Origin of the sequence: Pseudomonas sp. 25 R 14, from assembly GCF_900004755.1 — a bacterium.
In the GTDB taxonomy this organism is placed as follows: Bacteria; Pseudomonadota; Gammaproteobacteria; order Pseudomonadales; family Pseudomonadaceae; genus Aquipseudomonas; species Aquipseudomonas brenneri.
This window is the reverse complement of sequence record NZ_CVTS01000036.1, coordinates 96,957-114,424: the sequence shown is the minus strand read 5'-3', so window position 1 is coordinate 114,424 and position 17,468 is coordinate 96,957. Positions and strand designations below refer to the sequence as shown.

Here is a 17,468-nt window from a genome sequence, read left to right as displayed (position 1 = left end):
GGAGACCCCATGGACATCCTCTACCAGATCCGCGCCCGCCAGGATTCCTTCAGCGCCGGTGAAGGGCGTATCGCCCGGCTGATGCTTGACGACGTGGGCTTCGCCGCATCCGCCAGCCTGGAAGAGTTGTCCCAGCGCGCCGAGGTCAGCACCGCGACCTTGTCGCGCTTTGCCCGCAGCGTCGGTTGCCGTGACTTGCGTGACCTGCGCCTGCAACTGGCCCAGGCCAGCGGCGTAGGCAGCCGTTTTCTCGATCCGGCGGGGTTGCCCGAGCAATCGGCGTTTCATCGCCAGATCCTCGGTGATATCGAAGCGACCTTGCGCCAGCACCTGTCGGGCTTCAACCAGGCCGCTTTTGTCGATGCGGTGAACCTATTGGGCAAGGCGCGGATGACCCACGCGTTCGGCATGGGCGGCCCGTCGAGCCTGTGCAGCGACGAGTTGCAGGTGCGCCTGGTGCGTTTGGGTTATCCGATTGCGGCCTGCCATGACCCAGTGATGATGCGCGTCACCGCCGCGACATTGGGACCGGAGCATGCGCTGATCGTCTGCTCCCTGACTGGCCGCACGCCCGAGTTGCTGGGCGTGGTGGAACTGGCCCGCAACTACGGTGCTCGGATTGTCGCCATCACCCTGGCCGATTCACCGCTGGCGCAATTGGCCGACGTGCTGCTGCCACTGCAACCGGCCGAAACCAGTTTTATCTACAAACCCACGGCGGCGCGTTACGGCATGCTGCTGGCCATTGATGTACTCGCTACCGAACTGGCTCTGGCCTTGCCGGACGACAACCAGGAACGCCTGCGCCGGATCAAGCTGGCCCTGGACGACTATCGCGGCGGCCCTGACAGCCTGCCGCTTGGAGATTGAGATGAAGTACCACACGCTGATCCGCCAGGCGCTGATCATTGATGGCAGCAACACACCGGGGTATGTCGCTGACGTGGGTGTGCGTGATGGGCGTATCGAGAAGATCGGCGACTTGTCGGCGGCCCGTGGCGAGCATGAGATCGAGGCGAGTGGCCGCGTATTGGCGCCGGGGTTTATTGACGTGCACACCCACGATGACACCGTGGTGATCCGTCAGCCGCAGATGCTGCCCAAGCTTAGCCAGGGCGTGACTACGGTGATTGTCGGCAACTGCGGCATCAGCGCCTCGCCGGTCAGCCTGCGCGGTGACCCGCCGGACCCGATGAACCTGCTGGGCAAGGCCGAGGCGTTTGTCTATCCGCGTTTTATCGATTACCGCAGCGCCGTGGAAAACGCCCAGCCGGCGCTCAACGTCGCGGCATTGATCGGCCATACGGCGCTGCGCAGCAACCATATGGACGACCTGCAGCGCAGCGCCACGCCGACTGAAATCGCCTTGATGCGTGTGCAATTGCAGGAAAGCCTTGAAGCGGGTGCCCTCGGTTTATCCACAGGCCTGGCCTACGCCAGCGCGTTCAACGCCGACACCGACGAAGTGCTGCAACTGAGTGAAGAACTGACAGCGTTTGGCGCGGTGTACACCACCCATTTGCGCAGTGAGTTCGAACCGGTGCTGGAGGCCATGGACGAGGCGTTTCTGATCGGCCGCCACGCCAAGGCGCCGGTGATTATCTCCCACCTCAAATGCGCCGGCGCGGGCAATTGGGGGCGCAGTCCACAGTTGCTGGCGTCCCTGGAACAGGCAGCCAAGACCCATCCGGTGGGCTGCGACTGTTATCCCTATGCCGCCAGTTCCTCGACCCTGGACCTCAAGCAAGTCACCGATGCCTTCCGTATCACCATCACCTGGTCGACGCCGCACCCGGAAGTAGGCGGGCGAGACTTGCAGGACATCGCCGCCGAGTGGGACGTTTCCCTGATGGACGCTGCCCGCCGCCTGCAACCGGCGGGGGCGGTGTATTACGGAATGGATGAGTCTGATGTGCAGCGTATCCTCGCCCATCCACTGTCGATGGTTGGCTCTGATGGCCTGCCGGAAGACCCATTCCCCCATCCGCGCTTGTGGGGCGCATTCCCGCGGGTACTCGGACATTTCAGCCGCGACCTCGGACTGTTCCCGCTACACACGGCGGTACACAAAATGACCGGCTTGTCGGCCGCGCGATTTGGCCTGGCCGGGCGCGGTGAAATCCGCGAGGGGCACTGGGCCGACCTGGTGCTGTTCGACCCGTTGCGGGTACGGGATGTGGCGGATTTCAAGGACCCGCAACGCGCTGCCGAAGGCATCGACGGGGTCTGGATCAATGGTGTGTTGAGCTATCAGGACGGGCAGGCGAACGGGCAACGGGCAGGGCAGTTTCTGGCGCGCTCCGGGGATTTGCGCCGGGGGTTTGATGTGCTGCGCTAGGGTTCTGTCATTTCTCTTGGCCGGGCCTTTATAGTGAGGGTTTCAGACAAGGAGCCAGCGCCATGCACTTAGGAAAAGTCACCCCGATCCTGCGCACGTTCGATGAGGCCAAGGCCCGGGAGTTCTACGTCGATTTTCTCGGCTTCAAGGTCGATTGGCAGCACCGCTTCGAGGACAACTTCCCGTTGTACCTACAAGTGTCGCGGGGGGACTGTGTGCTGCATCTGTCCGAGCATCATGGCGATGCGTCACCCGGCGCGGCGGTGCGGATCCAGGCCGAGGGGCTGGACGCTTACCTTGGGCAATTGCAGGCCAAGGATTATCGCTTTGCCAAGCCCGGGATCGAGCAAACCCCTTGGGGCACACGGGAGATGAGCATCAAGGATCCATTTGGCAATCGGCTGGTGTTTGTCGAGGAAGGCGAGGGCTGATTGACAAATTTCAGGCAATAAAAAACCGCCTTAGTAGGGCGGTTTTTTATTGCAATCCCAGTTAGCAGCTAGGGTTGCTCTCTCAAAAGACGCAATCGACTCGCAGGAATATTAGCGCTGTTCATATCGGCCTGCAAGATTGAGCGCTGATCGTTTTTTGAGCTTTTCTCGCGTCAACTCTGGCTGCAAAAGGCTGCAATAAATATCCCGTCCAATACTGGATATTTGACCACTGTTGGTCACACTTTTGGCCGAAATGTTGGTTAGGATCTTCCCCGTTCTGCGTTTGTCGCTTTTGGGGGCGTCGGGTACGCACGCGAATTCTGGACCGGCCGCCACGGGCTAGTAATCCGTGCCGGATTCATGCGGAAGGACCATTAGCCCGGCCACCTCAAAAGACGCAATCGACTAGCGTCCAAAGGCTCACGTGTTCCGGTAAGTGCGCTGGAGGTAAGGCCCAACTCAAGGAGGGCCGAGTATGCACGACGTACGTGGGACCTCGTAGTGAATTACCTGCGTGTCTATCACGTGTGGAAATTCCTGCGAGACAGCTTCGATGACCGTTAAGGCCTGAGAAGCGGAGCCGCCCCGGTTTTGGCCGGGGCGGCTTTTTGTTTACACCCGGAAGTGGCTGACCATCTGCTGCAACTGGCTGCCCAGGCGTGCCAGCTCGACACTGGATTTGGCTGTCTCGTCGCTGGCGGTTGCGGTCTGTTCCGACACATCACGCACATTGACGATGCTGCGGCTGATTTCTTCGGCCACGGCGCTTTGCTGTTCGGCAGCGGCGGCGATCTGTTGGTTCATCGACTGGATGTTCGACACCGTGCGGGTGATGTTCTCCAGGGAGACGCCGGCCTTGCGGGTCAGCTCGACGCTGCTGTCGGTCAGGCTGCGGCTGTTGTTCATCACATTGGCCACTTGCTGGGTACCGTTCTGCAAGCCGGCGACCAGGCCTTCGATTTCCTCGGTGGATTTCTGCGTGCGCTGGGCCAGGCCACGTACTTCGTCGGCGACCACGGCAAACCCGCGCCCGGCTTCACCGGCACGGGCGGCTTCGATGGCGGCGTTGAGCGCCAGCAGGTTGGTCTGTTCGGCCACGGCCTTGATCACGTCCATCACGCTGCCGATCTTGTTGCTCTCTTGTTGCAGGTGCGCCATGGCGTCGGTGGAGCGCGCCACTTCGTCGGCCAGGCGTTCGATCTGGGCGATGGCTTCGGCCACCACCTTGTCGCCTTCACGGGCCTGGCCATCGGCGGCGGATGCGGCCTGGGAGGCTTGCTCGGCGTTGCGCGCGACTTCCTGCACGGTGGCAGTCATCTCGTGCATGGCGGTGGCGACCTGATCGGTTTCGATCTTCTGGCTGTTGACCCCGGCGCTGGTCTGCTCGGTCACGGCCGACAGTTCTTCGGCGGCACTGGCGATCTGCGTGACGCCATCACGGATCCCGGAAATCAGCTCGCGCAAGGTCGTGCCCATGCGCTGGATGCCTTGTTGCAGCACACCCAGTTCATCACGGCGGGTCACCTGGATGTTGTGGCTCAGGTCGCCGGAAGCGATGCGCTCGACCACGGCCAGGGTTTCCCGCAATGGGCGGGTGATCTGTCGGGTGATGACCAGTGCGGCGATAATCCCCACCAGCAATGCCAGCAACGTGCTGATCAATTGCAAGCTACGGGCCCGGGCGCTTTCTGCGTCGCGGCGTTGCAGTTGGATGTCATACAGCGCTTCGCTGCGCGACACGATATCGGCGCCCTGCACGGTCATTTCCTGGCGGGCGAGGACGATATTGGCGTTGGCGGTTTTATACACTTGTAGCGCATTGCGGTAGGCGCCCAGGGCGTTTTCCAGGGCGTTCAGCTCGGTTTGCTGGGACTCACCGAACACGTTCTTCAAGCCTTTGAGGCCATTGATCGCCGATTCGATTTGCGCCACTGCACGGGCTTCGGTATCCGGGTTGACGTTGCCGGTGTAGCCGCGCACTTCATAACGGGCGACCTGGAACTCTTCCTTGGCGTGGTTGACGGCTTCGTACTGGGCGAAGCGCTCACTGCTCTCAGGCATCTGCCGCACGCTGCGGTCCAGGGCTGCAATCACCAGGCCGGCGGCGTCGGCGCGCTCGCCCATGGTTTGGCGTGCCGCATTGCCGTTACGGTAGGCCTCGCGCATTTTGTTCAGCGACTGCCGGTAGGCGGTGATGATGTCTTTCTGCTCGGTCAGCAGCTTGAGGTTTTCCGGGCTCTTGAAGCTGTTGATCAGCTGTTGCTGTTGTGCGGCAAAGCTGTCGAGGGTGGTCTGGACATTCTGCGCCACGGTTTCGTCACCGTTGGCGAGCATGTATTGCAGGCGCACGATACGCAGTTTGGTCAGCGATGCGTTGAGCTGGGTGATGTCGCTCATCCAGTTGCTGCGGTCGATCAGGCCACTGAGGCTGGTCCAGCCGGTCAGGGCCAGGATCGAGGTGAGCACCAGCACCAGGCCGAAGCCCAGGCCCAGTTTCAAGTTGACGCTGATGTTGCCAAACCATGTATTCATCGAGTTCCTCCAGGAACAGATTGCGTGTACATCAGTTGCTGGAAGGTCGCCCAGCCGATGGATAGTCAGGACGTATCGGCAGCCAGGGCGAGAGCTGAAACGGTTTTTTAATGAATGTGGGATTCGCGGATGAGCGGTCATCGATATCCCTGTAGGAGCCGGCTTGCCGGCGAAAGCCGTCAACGATAACGCGGGGTGCCTGGTGCCCCGCGTTGCTCTCAGGTTCTTCGCCGGCAAGCCGGCTCCTACAGGGGGATTTTCAAGGGTTGGGGAGGATGTTCAGGACCAGGCACGACGCAGCGTCTCGGCTCAGGTGCAGACGATTGTGAGCAATGCGCGGCTGCCGGGCTTGGCCCTCGGCCTCGCCGCTATTGGGGTTGACGTCGAAGCGCGGGAAATTGCTGCTGGATATGTCCAGGCGCAGGCGATGGCCTTTTTTGAACAGGTTGCAGGTGGCGAACGGCTCGATGGTCACCTTCACCCGCTCACCGGGTGCCAGCGGTTTGGGCTGCTCCCAAGAGTCGCGATAACGGCAGCGCCGGATGCCGTCGGTGATGTTCATCGCAAAGCCCTCCGGGTAATCGGCGCTGGGTGGGTAGACGTCCACCAGCTTGGCGGTGAAGTCCGTGTCCGGGGCGTCGCTGTCGATCCATAACTCGATCTGTACCGGGCCTGCGACGATCAGGTCTTCGGCCAGGGGCGCGGTCTGGAAGACCAGCACATCGTCGCGCTCGGACAAGGGACGATTGTCGCCACGGCTGCCAAAAAAGTCTGCGCGCTCACGTTGATCGAAAGCACCGCCGACAAAGATCGGTGCACCGGAGGTCAATGCTCCGCCCACGGTGGGCACGGGGTTGGCCGGGTCGGCGTAATAACCCAAGGCGGCCTCGTCTGCGCTGGGCAAGCGCTGCGTCAACTGGCGTTGTGCGTCCAGGTACAGCGTCAACGATTGGCTGCCGGGCAGTGGCCATTGCTGTGCGTGCAACCAGCGGCCGCCATGGCGCAGGCGTCCGTTTTCATCCTGGGTGCCGCTGCCGCCCCCCATCAAGAACACCTTCACGCTGGCCGGCGGTTGTGGCGTCTCGGGCTTGAGGGACTGTTCGAACCATTGCAGGCGACAGCTCAACCAGTCCTCGGCCACCTGGCCGTCAAAGGCGGCCTGGGGGCCGAATTCCACATCACCGCTGTGGCTGATGTTGCGGTCACCGTGCAACCACGGTCCCATGATCAACTGTTGCGGTGCGCTGCTGGCGTGGTTGAAGGCGGTGTAGTTGGCCAGGGTCGAGCTGACATAGGCGTCATACCAACTGGACATGAACAACACCGGAATATCCGGCAACGCTGCGTAATGGCCTTCGGCATAAATACCCGGCTTCTGCCAATAAGGGCCAAAGCTACCCTGGGCCCACTGTTCCAGCAGATAGGCCTCGTACTCGGGCACATGGCGCAACGGTGATTGGCCCGCCTGCCAGGGCATGCGGCGGAACCACTCATGGATATCTTCGGCTTCCAGCGCCTGGCGCACCTGCGGATCGGCCAGGGCGGCCGGGCTTTCCTTGGCCTGGCGAAACGCCCAGGTGGCCTGCTTGAGTTCAAGCGCACCGCCCTGGCGAATCCCGCATTGGTAGGCGTTGGCGAAGCCGCCGCTGTCCAGCACCATGGCGCTCAAGCCCGGCGGATGCAGGCAGGCCATCGCCAGTTGGGTGTGGGCGGCATAGGACAGGCCCATGCTGCCGATCTTGCCGTTGCACCATGGCTGGCGGACGATCCAGGCCAGGGTGTCGAACCCGTCTTCGCCTTCGGCGGTGTACTTGGTAAACACGCCTTCTGACGCATAGCGTCCGCGACAATCCTGGAAAATTGCAACAAAGCCCCGGGCGGTAAACCGAGCGGCCATTTGCTCGCGGGAGATGTGCTGGCCGTCGAGCTGTTTTTCCGAACGCGACGGTTTGCTCTTGTCATAGGGCGTGCGTTCGATCACTACCGGGAACGGTCCTTCGCCGCCTGTCGGCAGGTAGATATCGGTCGCCAGGTGGATGCCGTCGCGCATGGCGATCATCTGGTTGTGCAGGGTTTGCATAGGTAAAACACTCATCGACTCAATATCCGGTGTGCACGGCAATGGCCAGCAGCACCATTGCCAGCACCGCATAGATCAAGAACAGCGGCAGGATATAGCGCGCCCATTGGCCCCAGCCGACGTTGGCAGTGGCCAGCAGTACCAGCAGGCCGCTGGAGGTCGGGGTGATCATGTTGGTCAGGCCGTTGCCCATCAAAAAGGCAAACACGGTGGTTTGTGGGCTGACCCCGGACAACTGGCCCAGCGGGCCGAAGATCGGCATGGTCACGGCGGCCTGGCCGGAGGTGGAGGGGATCAGCACGTCCAGTCCAAGTTGCGCGAAGAACATGCCGTAGGCCGAGACCACCGGGCCGTGGTCGCCGACCAGGTTGGCCAGGCTGTTGACGATGGTGTCCAGTACCTGGCCGGTGCTGAGGATGATTTCCACGGCGGTGGCCAGGCCGATCAGGACGCCGGCGATCAGGACTTTTTTCATGCCGTCGACAAAGGCGCTGGCGGCGGTGCTGGCGGCCAGGCCGGCGATCACCGCGAAAGCCACGGTCAGCAGCAGGTAGAACGCCGACAGCTCATGGTATTTCCAGCCCCAACGGTTAGAGGCATAGACCAGGAAACCAATGCCACCACCCAGCACCAGCAGGTTCAACAGGTGGCGAACGGGCAGGGGTTTGCTTTCGAAGGTGATCTGCGCGCTGGCATCAAACCCGTGCTTGCGAATGCTCCACAGCACGAACGCGATGCCCACCAGCAAGAAGGTGCAATAAGCCGCGACGCGCATGCTCAAGCCGCTGAAAATCGGCAGGCCGACCATGGGCTGGGCCACCGACAACGCCACCGGGTTGGAGATCGACGCCAGGTAGCCGATCTTCACCGAGATGGTGACGATGGCCAGGCCAATCAGGTTCGACAGCCCCAGGCGATTGGCCATGGCCACCATCAACGGCACGATCAGGATGAATTCCTTGGCCAGCCCCATAAACGTACTGCCGGCAGAAAACACCAGCATCAGGCTTGGCACCAGCACATAGATATTGCCCCGGGTCAGCCCCAGCAGGCGCTCCAGCCCGGCATCGATCACCCCGGCCTTGTTCAGCACACCGAACATGCCGCCGATGAACAGCACCATGAAAATCAGCGCCGCACGCTTTTCGATGCCTTGGGGAATGGCCATGAAACCCTCCACCAGCGACACCGGGCGGGCCACGGTGTCGCCGGCCTTGCGCGGTTCCAGGGAGAACAACTGGCTGAAGGTGTCCTGCTTTTCCAGCACCTGGTAGGAGCCCGGTACCACCAGGCCATTCTGGCGCTGGAACTTGCCGGCGTTTACCGCGTAGGTGAACGCCACGGCGAGCAGAACGATGCTCAACAGAATGATCGCCGGGTTGATTTGCTTGCGTTGCACGGGTTTGTCTGCAGCCGCCTCGGTGGGCGGCGGGGTACGGAGGATCTGCGGTTCGGTCATGCTGGCGGCCCCGGCGCGGCCCCGTCTGAGCGGGGTGCGTGCGCTGTTATTGTTGTGGGTAGTGACGCTTGGTTGGGCGGACACTAGGGCAAAGTTTTGCCGGCCACAACGTTATGCGTGGGGCGGGTTGGGGTATGCGTTTTACACAAAACCGCTCCTGCCAGTTGCGGTCACGGGATTGTGCTCAGGCGTTGCTTGAGGTGCTCGGCAAAGGCCGTTACCAACTGCGAGCGAGGTTCATCAGCACGGAATGCCAGGCCAAATTCATAGGGCAGCGCCGGGCGAAACGGGCGGCTGACAATCGGCAAATGCATGAAGTGGCTGGCCAGTAAACCGTTGACGATCGACACCCCCAGCCCTTCGGCGACAAAGCTGCACGCAGCGCCCACCGAATGTACTTCGACCCGCACTTGCGGTGTCAGGTTGGCCGCGCGGAACATCTGGTTCAGCTCGGTACGCACTGCCCGTTGTCGGCCCAACATCACCAGCGGCACATCGCGCAGATGCTGTACCTCGATAAATTCATGCCGGCTCAACGGGTGGTCGGCCGGCATCACGCACACGCCTTCAGTGCGCAGCATCGGTTCGATATCAAAGTCGGGCATCTCGGTGGGCAGGCGCACAAAACCCAGGTCGGCGGAACGGTCCAGTACGGCGCGCTCGATCATGTCGTAGGAGCCGGTCAGCAGTTCGACCACGATGTCTTCATGGTCCTTGAGAAAGTCCGCGACAATACGCGGCAACAATTCCTGGGTCATGCTGGTAGGCACGCCGACCTTGAGCAGGCTTTTGCGTGAACGGCCCACACGCATTTCATCGGCCAGGCGCTGGATACGCTGCATGCCGTCCACCAATCCTGCAACTTCGGTGAGCAGTTCCTCGGCCTCTGGCGTGGCCATCAAGCGGCCCTTTTTGCGCAGGAACAGGGCAAACCCCAGGGCGTCCTCCAACTGGCTCAACAGGCGGCTGACCGCAGACTGCGACAAGCCCATGCGTGTGGCTGCGCCGATGGTCGAACCGGTGGACATGATCGCCTTGAAGGCTTCGAGTTGCTTGAAATTCACCGTGGATTTCCTGTCGAAGGGCGGCTTTGCGCATAGCGTCATGCGCTTCTCGCATAACGTTGTGGGGCGTTCGGCAAGCCGTTAGTGTCCGCCCCAATGTGACCTGGCGTCCAGCCTGGTACACGGAGCAACTGCCCATAAAAATCGACAATACGGCATTGAGGAAACAGTTATGCGTGAACTTTTCACCAGGGGCGGCGTGGTCACTGCCAGTGTGTTGGCGAGTCTGTCGCCGTCGTTGATGGCCCAGGGGTTCTGGGAGGATTCCCAGGGCAAGCTGACCCTGCGCAATTACTATTTCAACGACGGTTATCGCGACGGTGGCGAGGACCGCAAGGAGTGGGCGCAAGGCTTTTTGCTCAACCTGCAATCGGGCTACACCGAAGGCACCGTAGGTTTTGGCCTGGATGCCCTGGGGCTGTCGGGGATCAAGCTCGACTCCAGCCGCACCCACTCAGGCACCGGCCTGTTGCCGGTCCACGATGATGGACGCGCCGCCAATGAGTTTTCCAGCCTCGGCGTGACCGCAAAAATGCGCATCGGCGCCGCCGTGGTGAAAACCGGCACCTTGTTGCCGAAGATTCCGGTGTTGGTACACAACGATGGGCGCCTGCTGCCCCAGACGTTTCGTGGCACCCAGATCGAATACACGGGCATCCGCAACCTGTACCTGCACAGCGGGCACCTGGATCAATTCAAGCAGCGCAACTCCACCGACAGCGTGGATATTTATCCACAGGGCTACAGTGGCAAAAAGGGCAGCGACTTCGACTTCGCGGGCGCGACCTATGCCTTCACGCCTACGCTCAGTGGCACCTGGTACTACGGGGAAATGCGCGAGTTCTATCGCCAACAATTCCTCGGCCTGGTGCATAAGCAGCCGTTGGGTCCGGGCAGCCTGACCAGTGATCTGCGCTACTTCATCAGCAATGAAGCGGGCGAGGCGCGTAATGGCAAGGTTGATAGCGATATGTTCAGCGGCCTGTTCACCTATCGGTTGGGGCCGCAGGCGTTGGGCGTGGGCTACCAGAAGGTCAGCGGCGATACCGCGCTGCCCTATGCCAGCGTGTCGACGGTGTACTCCTTCAGCAACGCCGGGGTCGGCAAGTTTATCCAGGCTGGCGAGCAAACCTGGATGCTGCGCTATGACTACGACTTCGCCGCCGTGCTGCCGGGCCTGAGTTTCATGACCCGTTACTACAAGGGGCAGAACGGCGACTTCAAGGGCCGCGAAGCCCGTGAGTGGGAGTCCGACACCAACCTGCGCTACGTGATCCAGGACAGCACGCTCAAAGGCCTGGGCGTGGAGTTGCGCAAGGCGACCTACCGTTCGACCTACGCCAGTGACCGCGATAACTACCGGGTCTACCTGACGTACGACCTGGCGCTCTGGTAAGCCCTACTGCTCGACAAAGTAGTAGGGGCGGCTGCCCACGGTGATTTGCTTGAGCGTGGTGACCGGGGTCGTCAACGTTTCGATACGATCGAGCAAGGCCACGTTGCCCGGCTGGGCATCGAGATAGGCACGCAGTTGTGTTTGTGTCTGCAGGATCGGCAAGTTGCTCATGGTGTAAAACACCGTGGCGCCGGCCACGCGCTCATTGGGTTGATAGAGCACCACATGACGGCCTTGGCTCTGTAGTACCTGGACTTGGCTGGTCAGGGGCACGAAGGACTCGCGTCGATCGGCCTTGGGTGCATACCAGATCGCGGCACCCAGGTAGCAGGCGATCACCAGGGCAAACACGCCGGTGATCACGCCACGGCGATAAGCTGGCAGGCGGTCGAGCAGGACTGCACCGTACTCGGCTGCGAGGACGGCCGCCGCCGGGGTCAGGGCCATCAGATACACAACGCGTTTGCTGGATGCGAAGGTCAGCAGGGTAAATTGCGCCACCAGCCACAGGCTGAAAAACAGCAGGTAGCGATTGCTCGCCAGGCTTTTGCGAAAGTGCCACAGGCCCAGGTACACCAGGATGTTCCACGGCAAAAAAGCTTCGGGCAATTTGGCGAGGTAATAGTAGATCGGCTCGTAATGCCCGGCTTCGACGAAGGAGCCGCTGAAACGTCCGACACTGTTGGTCCACAACACCTCGCCGACTGCCTGCATCCCGCCGCGTTGATACAGCAATCCCAGCCAGATCAGCAGCGGCACCAGCGCGAGCAAAGTGAACACCCCCGGTTTGAGCCATTGGCCGAGCTGCAAGCGTTTGTCCATCAGGCTGGTGCAGGCCAGGTAGGCGAATATCACGATGCCCGGCATCGCCAGGCCCAGCACGCCTTTGCTCAAGGTGGCGATTACCATCCCCAGGGTAAACAGCAGCCAACTGCCCGCGTTAGACGCGTCTCGGGATTCAGGGCGCGTAGCCTGGTAGAACGCCAGCAACGCCAGGGTTACGCCGAGGCTGAGCAACGCATCTTCACCCACGCCGCGCACGTTGCTCCAGTAACTGGCCATCGTCGCCAGTATCAGCGCGGCGCAAAACGCCAGAGGCTTGGGCCGCCCGAACCGGCGCAGCATGCCGTACAGCAGCATCACACTGAACAAACCGGCAAACGCCGAGGCCAGCCGCACCGCGCCAGTGCTGGCGCCAAACAGGCGAATCGCCCCGGCATCCAGCCACAGGCTCAGGGGCGGTTTTTCCAGGAACGGCTCATCGAACAGACGCGGCACCACCCAGTCGTTATCCAGGTGCATGGCCATGGCAATCCCGGCCACCCGGGCTTCGGTGGAACCTTGTAGCTCGTGATTGCCCAGGGCAACAAAGAACAGCAGACCGGCAAGCAGCAACAGCAGCGGGGCAGGGCGTGTCATGGGGAGGGTTACCGGATGCAAGGGGACAGCGTTCGAGTATACGAAGGCAATCCTTAACCAATTGTGAACGTCCGAACGATGGGGCGCTTGTTGCGAATTGGCCTGCCAGGTGGCCTGGAAGTGGTCGGTTTGCCGCCACCTTGGGAACCTACCATTGCCGGGTCCCGAGCCACACCGGAGCGGGGGTTCCTACAGGAGAGTGCAATGACTAACGACCCACAGGCAATCGTGGTACGAGCCGTGCAGCTCGATGACTATGAGCAATGGCTGCAACTGTGGCTGGCCTATCAGGACTTTTATCAAGTCTCCCTGGATGAGACGACGACCCGCACCGCCTTCAGCCGCTTGCTCAACGCCGATGAAGCCATGGCCTGCGCCGTGGCAGTCCAGGGTGATGAGCTGGTGGGGCTGGTGCATGCGGTGTTGCATCGTTCGACCTGGGCAGTCGCTGACTTCTGCTACCTCGAAGACTTGTACGTGGCCCCCACGGTACGCGGCGGCGGTACCGGCAAATTGCTGATCGAATGGGTCCAGCGTTATGCGCAATACCACGCCTGCGCACGGTTGTACTGGCATACCCAGCAGACCAATAAACGCGCGCAAAAACTCTACAACTGGATCGCCGAAGACTCGGGTTGCATCGAGTACCGGATGGCCCTGTAACGCCCGCCCGCGACGCTCGCCGATATTGGTCGTGGACATATCGGCGGCAGCGCACAAAGATGCGTGCCTTACGCGCATTTGGCCAAGTCGATGACCCACAACCTTGAACTGGACACGCTGAAGATCCGCCTGACGGACCCCAAGCTGGCCGCCCTGGATTTGCGTGTGCGGGTGCAGCGCGTGCTGCGCCAGTTGATCCTGGAAGGCATCCTCGCACCTGGCAGCCGCCTGCCCGCCACGCGCACGCTGTGCAAGTCCCTGGGTATTTCACGGGATACCGTGGAAATGGCCTACGTCCAATTGCAACTGGACGGTTACCTGTGTCGGCGCGAAGGCTCGGGCAGTTTCGTCTCTGAAAAGATCGGACCGAGCCTGCTGGGTGCGCGCAAGCGCAAGCCGGTGCTGCCCAAGCAAGCCGCGTCGCTGAGTGCCAGGGGCGCACAGATCCTCGCCGGCGGCGGGGTTACCGATCAGCAGGTGGTCAAGGCGTTTGCCACGGGGTTGCCGGAAACGCGCACCTTTCCAGTCGGTATCTGGGAGCGCCTGCACCGCCAGGCGTTGAAGGATTATCGTCCGAACCTGCTGTTGCATGGCGACCCGCAAGGCGCCGAGCCCCTGCGCCAGGCCATTGCGGATTATCTGAACCTGGAACGCGGTGCGCGGGTCACGCCGGATCAGGTGCTGGTGTTGTCGAGTACGCGCCAGGCCCTGTACTTGTGCGCGCAGGTGCTGGTGGATGGCGGCCAGCCGATCCTGATGGAAGACCCGGGTTACTTCGGCGCTCGCAAGGCGTTTGAAATGGCCCAGTTGCAGGTGGTGCCGGTTGCGGTGGACGACAAAGGCCTGTGTATCGACGCATTGCGCGCCAACCGCAGCGGCGCCAACACCGTCTACGTCACGCCGTCCCATCAATACCCCACCGGTGCGACCCTGGCGCTGGAACGACGCCTGGACCTGATCGCCTGGGCCGAGCAACGTCAAGGCTGGATCATCGAGGACGACTACGACAGCCAGTTCCACTACGAAGGCTTGCCGACCGCCTGTGTGCAGGGCCTGGACAACTATCAGCGCACGCTCTACCTCGGCACCTTCAGTAAATCCCTGTACCCCGGTTTGCGCATGGGTTTTATGGTGCTGCCGCGGGAGTTGGTCAAACCCATGACCTACGCCCGCAGCATTCTCGATGGCCACACCCCGCAAATCGCCCAACTGACCCTGGCGCGGTTTATGAGCGATGGGCACTTCGGCAGCCATATACGCGCGATGCGCAAAGTCTACGGTGAGCGACGTGACGCCATGGCCGAGGCGCTCGGGCGCCATTTGAGCCATGTGGTCACTGCCAGCCTGCCGCCCGGTGGCTTGCAGTTACCTTGTGTGCTGCATGAAGGGTGGTCGGAGCTTTCGACCATTCGCCAGGCGGCGCGGGTGGGTATCCAGTTGCCGGGCCTCACTCGCCTCTATGCCCAGCCGCCGCCACGGGGCGGCTGGTTGCTGGGGTTCTCGGCGCTGACGCCCGGTGAGATCGACACTGCCTGCCGGCAGTTGGCCAAGGTGCTCAAGAGTGGTCTGGTGCACGATAGGGAAGTGGACTGAAAGGGCGGTCCGGCGCTTGTTAGCCTTTGCGGCCTAAACAAAAGGAATGCGCCATGAACCGACCCGCCCCACGCCTGCGCCTCGTCGACTGCCTGTCACCCAGTATCAGTGCGCTGATTTCCGTCATCGTCAATTACGCCGGCACCTTTGTCCTGGTGTTCCAGGCCGCCCACTTGGCCCAACTGAGCGCGGCACAAACCGCTTCCTGGGTCTGGTCGGTGAGTATTGGCGTGGGCGTGACAGGTGCGTGGTTGAGCTACCGCTACCGTGAGCCGATCATCACGGCGTGGTCGACGCCGGGGGTAGCCTTCCTGGCGACCGTCATGGCGTTTACCCCCTATGCCGAAGTGATCGGCGCCTATGTGATGTGTGCTGTCGGTTTTATCGTGTTGGGCCTGAGCGGTGCATTTGAGCGGCTGGTGCGACTGATCCCCGGTGGTATTGCGGCGGGTTTGCTGGCGGGGATTCTCCTGCAATTTGGCGTGGCGGCGTTTGGAGGGGCCAGCGCGGACCCGCTGCTGGTGATCGTTCTGGTGGTGGCCTACGCGGTGCTGCGCCGTTTCACCTCGCGTTATGCGATGGTCGGGGTTCTGTTGGTGGGCCTGGGGTTGCTGCTTGTCCAGCAGCGGCTCGACCTGTACAGCCTGGAACTGCAACTGGCGGCACCGGTGTTTGAAATGCCGCACTTTTCGATCGCGGCGTTTTTTGGCGTGGCATTGCCGCTGTTCGTGATCACCCTGACCGGGCAATACATCCCCGGCATGCTGGTACTGCGCAATGACGGGTTCAAGACCAGCGCCAACCCGATTATCACGGTGACGGGGCTGGGGTCGCTGTTGATGGCGCCGTTTGGTGCCCATACGTTCAATGTCGCGGCGATCACGGCCGCGATCTGCACCGGGCGCGACACCCATCAGGATCCGTCCAAACGCTACATCGCCGGGTTGGTGTGCGGGGCGCTGTATATCCTGGTCGGGGTGTTTGGCGTGACGCTGGCGACCTTGTTCATGGTCTTGCCGCGCGCGTTTATCACAACCCTGGCGGGCCTGGCGTTGCTTGGGGCCATCGGTTCAAGCCTGGCCAATGCGATGGCCGACATACGTACCCGGGAAACGGCGTTGATCACCTTCTTGGCGACGGCGGCCAATGTCACATTGCTGGGGATTGGCGGCGCGTTCTGGGGGCTGGTGGCGGGGTTGCTGGTGCATGGGGTGATTCATGGTGGGCGCAGGGCACTGGCCTAGCCCCACTGTAGGAGCGAGCTTGCTCGCGAAGGGCGTCAACGATAACGCGTGTTTGCTGGGTAAACGCGGCGTTTCCAAGTGCTTCGTGAGCAAGCTCGCGCCTACAGAGGGCCTGTCGTCAGAGCAATTGAACTCGCTGCACCACCATACCTAAAGGGCCGCTGAGTTTTTCCACGCGCATTTTGCCGCCATCTCTCAGAGTATCTGCTTGGCAGATCTTTATTCGTCTCTCCAATTCCCGGTCAAAAAGCCGTCCCCCAGTGAAGTTTTTTCAATTCAATGGGCTTCCATGCATGAACAATGAGGGGGGCATATCATCGCCCATGCCTTTTGGTCGGATAAATGTTCGACAAGGCGTAATACGGTGACCCACGCAACGTGATGGTCACCACACGCTGGGATTTCTAGAGCGCAAACGCTCCTGAAAAAACCACCTCAACCGGCCCAGTGAGCAACACCGGGCCGGTGCCTCGCCATTGCACCGTGACGCTCCCGCCGTCGCATTCAACCTCGACGCAATCGTCCAGCAACCCACGACGCATACCGTTGACGGCCGCACCACATGAACACGTGCCCGAACCCAGCGCAACACCGCCGCCGCGCTCCCAGATCCGCAGCCGAATATGCCGGCGATTGACCACCTGCACGAAGTGCACATTCGTCTTCTCGGGAAACAATGGGTTGGTCTCAATCGTCGGCCCGATTGCCGCGATATCAAGAGTGCCCAGATCATCGACAAAAAAACTGCAGTGCGGATTGCCCATGCTGCACGCGGCAGGCTCACCGGCCAGCGGCAGATGCGCTGTGTCCAACTCACGGGCCAGAGGAATCTGCTGCCAATCGAACAGCGGCTCACCCATGCCCACGGTGATTGTGTTGGCTGCGCTGCGCTCACAGGTAAGCAAGCCGCGATGGGTCCGCAGCACCACCGACGTGCTGTTCAATTCGCTCATCAAACGACTGGCAACCCCCCGCGTGGCACTGCCGCACGCATCCAGCGCAGTACCATCAGCATTCCAGAACATCACCCACGCCGCCGCATCCTCGCAATCGAGCATCACCGCCAGTTGGTTGAAACCAATCCCATGGTGACGATCGCCCATGCGCTTGGCCAGGGCACTGGTGATGGGGTTGATGGTGGTACGTGCGTCGACAATGACAAAGTCATCGCCGTTGGCGTGCATTTTGTGAAAGCTCAACGGCATGGCACGGTCCTGATGAATGACGAAGAGGCGCTGGCGTGCCA

13 protein-coding genes are annotated in these 17,468 nt (G+C 61.6%); 7 read left to right on the top strand and 6 right to left on the bottom strand.

Going from position 1 to position 17,468, the window contains the following annotated elements:
* Positions 1 to 9 precede the first annotated feature (9 nt).
* From BFQ03_RS09760 to BFQ03_RS09750, 3 genes are all read left to right on the top strand, one after another.
* Positions 10 to 870, top strand: coding sequence for a MurR/RpiR family transcriptional regulator (locus tag BFQ03_RS09760; RefSeq protein WP_032862836.1), 861 nt, complete (start codon positions 10 to 12; stop codon positions 868 to 870).
* 1 nt (position 871) lies between these two features.
* A complete protein-coding gene (locus BFQ03_RS09755) occupies positions 872 to 2,338 on the top strand; it encodes an N-acyl-D-amino-acid deacylase family protein (protein WP_065942959.1) in 1,467 nt (488 codons plus the stop codon).
* 62 nt (positions 2,339 to 2,400) lie between these two features.
* Complete coding sequence (locus tag BFQ03_RS09750) at positions 2,401 to 2,769, top strand: glyoxalase superfamily protein (RefSeq protein ID WP_032862839.1); 369 nt, start codon at positions 2,401 to 2,403, stop codon at positions 2,767 to 2,769.
* A 615-nt stretch (positions 2,770 to 3,384) separates the two neighbouring features.
* Here the strand turns inward: BFQ03_RS09750 and BFQ03_RS09745 are convergent.
* The 4 genes from BFQ03_RS09745 to BFQ03_RS09730 all read right to left on the bottom strand — a co-directional run bounded on the left by BFQ03_RS09745 (position 3,385) and on the right by BFQ03_RS09730 (position 9,907).
* On the bottom strand, positions 3,385 to 5,304 hold the full coding sequence (locus BFQ03_RS09745; protein WP_065942958.1) for a HAMP domain-containing methyl-accepting chemotaxis protein: 1,920 nt from the start codon (positions 5,302 to 5,304) through the stop codon (positions 3,385 to 3,387).
* 259 nt (positions 5,305 to 5,563) lie between these two features.
* A complete protein-coding gene (locus tag BFQ03_RS09740) occupies positions 5,564 to 7,384 on the bottom strand; it encodes a CocE/NonD family hydrolase (protein WP_065942957.1) in 1,821 nt (606 codons plus the stop codon).
* A gap of 19 nt (positions 7,385 to 7,403) precedes the next feature.
* On the bottom strand, positions 7,404 to 8,843 hold the full coding sequence (locus BFQ03_RS09735) for a YfcC family protein (RefSeq protein WP_065942956.1): 1,440 nt from the start codon (positions 8,841 to 8,843) through the stop codon (positions 7,404 to 7,406).
* A 170-nt stretch (positions 8,844 to 9,013) separates the two neighbouring features.
* Positions 9,014 to 9,907, bottom strand: coding sequence for a LysR family transcriptional regulator (locus BFQ03_RS09730; RefSeq protein WP_032862955.1), 894 nt, complete (start codon positions 9,905 to 9,907; stop codon positions 9,014 to 9,016).
* Between the two features lie 172 nt (positions 9,908 to 10,079).
* On the opposite strand from BFQ03_RS09730, the gene BFQ03_RS09725 reads away from it, so the two are divergent.
* Complete coding sequence (locus BFQ03_RS09725) at positions 10,080 to 11,303, top strand: OprD family porin (RefSeq protein ID WP_065942955.1); 1,224 nt, start codon at positions 10,080 to 10,082, stop codon at positions 11,301 to 11,303.
* A 3-nt stretch (positions 11,304 to 11,306) separates the two neighbouring features.
* Here BFQ03_RS09725 and BFQ03_RS09720 read toward each other — a convergent pair whose 3' ends face one another.
* Entirely contained in the window at positions 11,307 to 12,722 is a 1,416-nt protein-coding gene (locus BFQ03_RS09720; RefSeq protein WP_065942954.1) for an ArnT family glycosyltransferase, read from the bottom strand.
* A 204-nt stretch (positions 12,723 to 12,926) separates the two neighbouring features.
* Here BFQ03_RS09720 and BFQ03_RS09715 point away from each other — a divergent pair, with 204 nt between their 5' ends.
* The 3 genes from BFQ03_RS09715 to BFQ03_RS09705 all read left to right on the top strand — a co-directional run bounded on the left by BFQ03_RS09715 (position 12,927) and on the right by BFQ03_RS09705 (position 16,222).
* Complete coding sequence (locus tag BFQ03_RS09715; protein WP_065942953.1) at positions 12,927 to 13,385, top strand: GNAT family N-acetyltransferase; 459 nt, start codon at positions 12,927 to 12,929, stop codon at positions 13,383 to 13,385.
* 90 nt (positions 13,386 to 13,475) lie between these two features.
* Positions 13,476 to 14,978 (top strand): MocR-like pyridoxine biosynthesis transcription factor PdxR, encoded by a 1,503-nt coding sequence (locus tag BFQ03_RS09710; RefSeq protein ID WP_065942952.1) that lies wholly within the window; start codon positions 13,476 to 13,478, stop codon positions 14,976 to 14,978.
* Positions 14,979 to 15,031: 53 nt separating this feature from the next.
* Positions 15,032 to 16,222 (top strand): benzoate/H(+) symporter BenE family transporter, encoded by a 1,191-nt coding sequence (locus BFQ03_RS09705; RefSeq protein ID WP_065942951.1) that lies wholly within the window; start codon positions 15,032 to 15,034, stop codon positions 16,220 to 16,222.
* A gap of 404 nt (positions 16,223 to 16,626) precedes the next feature.
* Here BFQ03_RS09705 and dapF read toward each other — a convergent pair whose 3' ends face one another.
* Positions 16,627 to 17,427 carry a diaminopimelate epimerase gene (gene dapF, locus BFQ03_RS09700; protein ID WP_065942950.1) on the bottom strand — a complete coding sequence of 267 codons (801 nt, stop codon included), beginning with the start codon at positions 17,425 to 17,427 and terminating at the stop codon, positions 16,627 to 16,629.
* Between the last annotated feature and the right edge of the window lie 41 nt (positions 17,428 to 17,468).

Excerpts from the sequence above, each read along its gene's own strand:
- BFQ03_RS09705 (WP_065942951.1), top strand. The coding sequence starts at position 15,032 with ATGAACCGACCCGCCCCACGCCTGCGCCTCGTCGACTGCCTGTCACCC.
- BFQ03_RS09740 (WP_065942957.1), bottom strand. The coding sequence starts at position 7,384 with ATGCAAACCCTGCACAACCAGATGATCGCCATGCGCGACGGCATCCAC.
- BFQ03_RS09725 (WP_065942955.1), top strand. The coding sequence starts at position 10,080 with ATGCGTGAACTTTTCACCAGGGGCGGCGTGGTCACTGCCAGTGTGTTG.
- BFQ03_RS09720 (WP_065942954.1), bottom strand. The coding sequence starts at position 12,722 with ATGACACGCCCTGCCCCGCTGCTGTTGCTGCTTGCCGGTCTGCTGTTC.
- dapF (WP_065942950.1), bottom strand. The coding sequence starts at position 17,427 with ATGCCGTTGAGCTTTCACAAAATGCACGCCAACGGCGATGACTTTGTC.
- BFQ03_RS09715 (WP_065942953.1), top strand. The coding sequence starts at position 12,927 with ATGACTAACGACCCACAGGCAATCGTGGTACGAGCCGTGCAGCTCGAT.
- BFQ03_RS09760 (WP_032862836.1), top strand. The coding sequence starts at position 10 with ATGGACATCCTCTACCAGATCCGCGCCCGCCAGGATTCCTTCAGCGCC.
- BFQ03_RS09735 (WP_065942956.1), bottom strand. The coding sequence starts at position 8,843 with ATGACCGAACCGCAGATCCTCCGTACCCCGCCGCCCACCGAGGCGGCT.
- BFQ03_RS09750 (WP_032862839.1), top strand. The coding sequence starts at position 2,401 with ATGCACTTAGGAAAAGTCACCCCGATCCTGCGCACGTTCGATGAGGCC.
- BFQ03_RS09745 (WP_065942958.1), bottom strand. The coding sequence starts at position 5,304 with ATGAATACATGGTTTGGCAACATCAGCGTCAACTTGAAACTGGGCCTG.
- BFQ03_RS09710 (WP_065942952.1), top strand. The coding sequence starts at position 13,476 with ATGACCCACAACCTTGAACTGGACACGCTGAAGATCCGCCTGACGGAC.
- BFQ03_RS09755 (WP_065942959.1), top strand. The coding sequence starts at position 872 with ATGAAGTACCACACGCTGATCCGCCAGGCGCTGATCATTGATGGCAGC.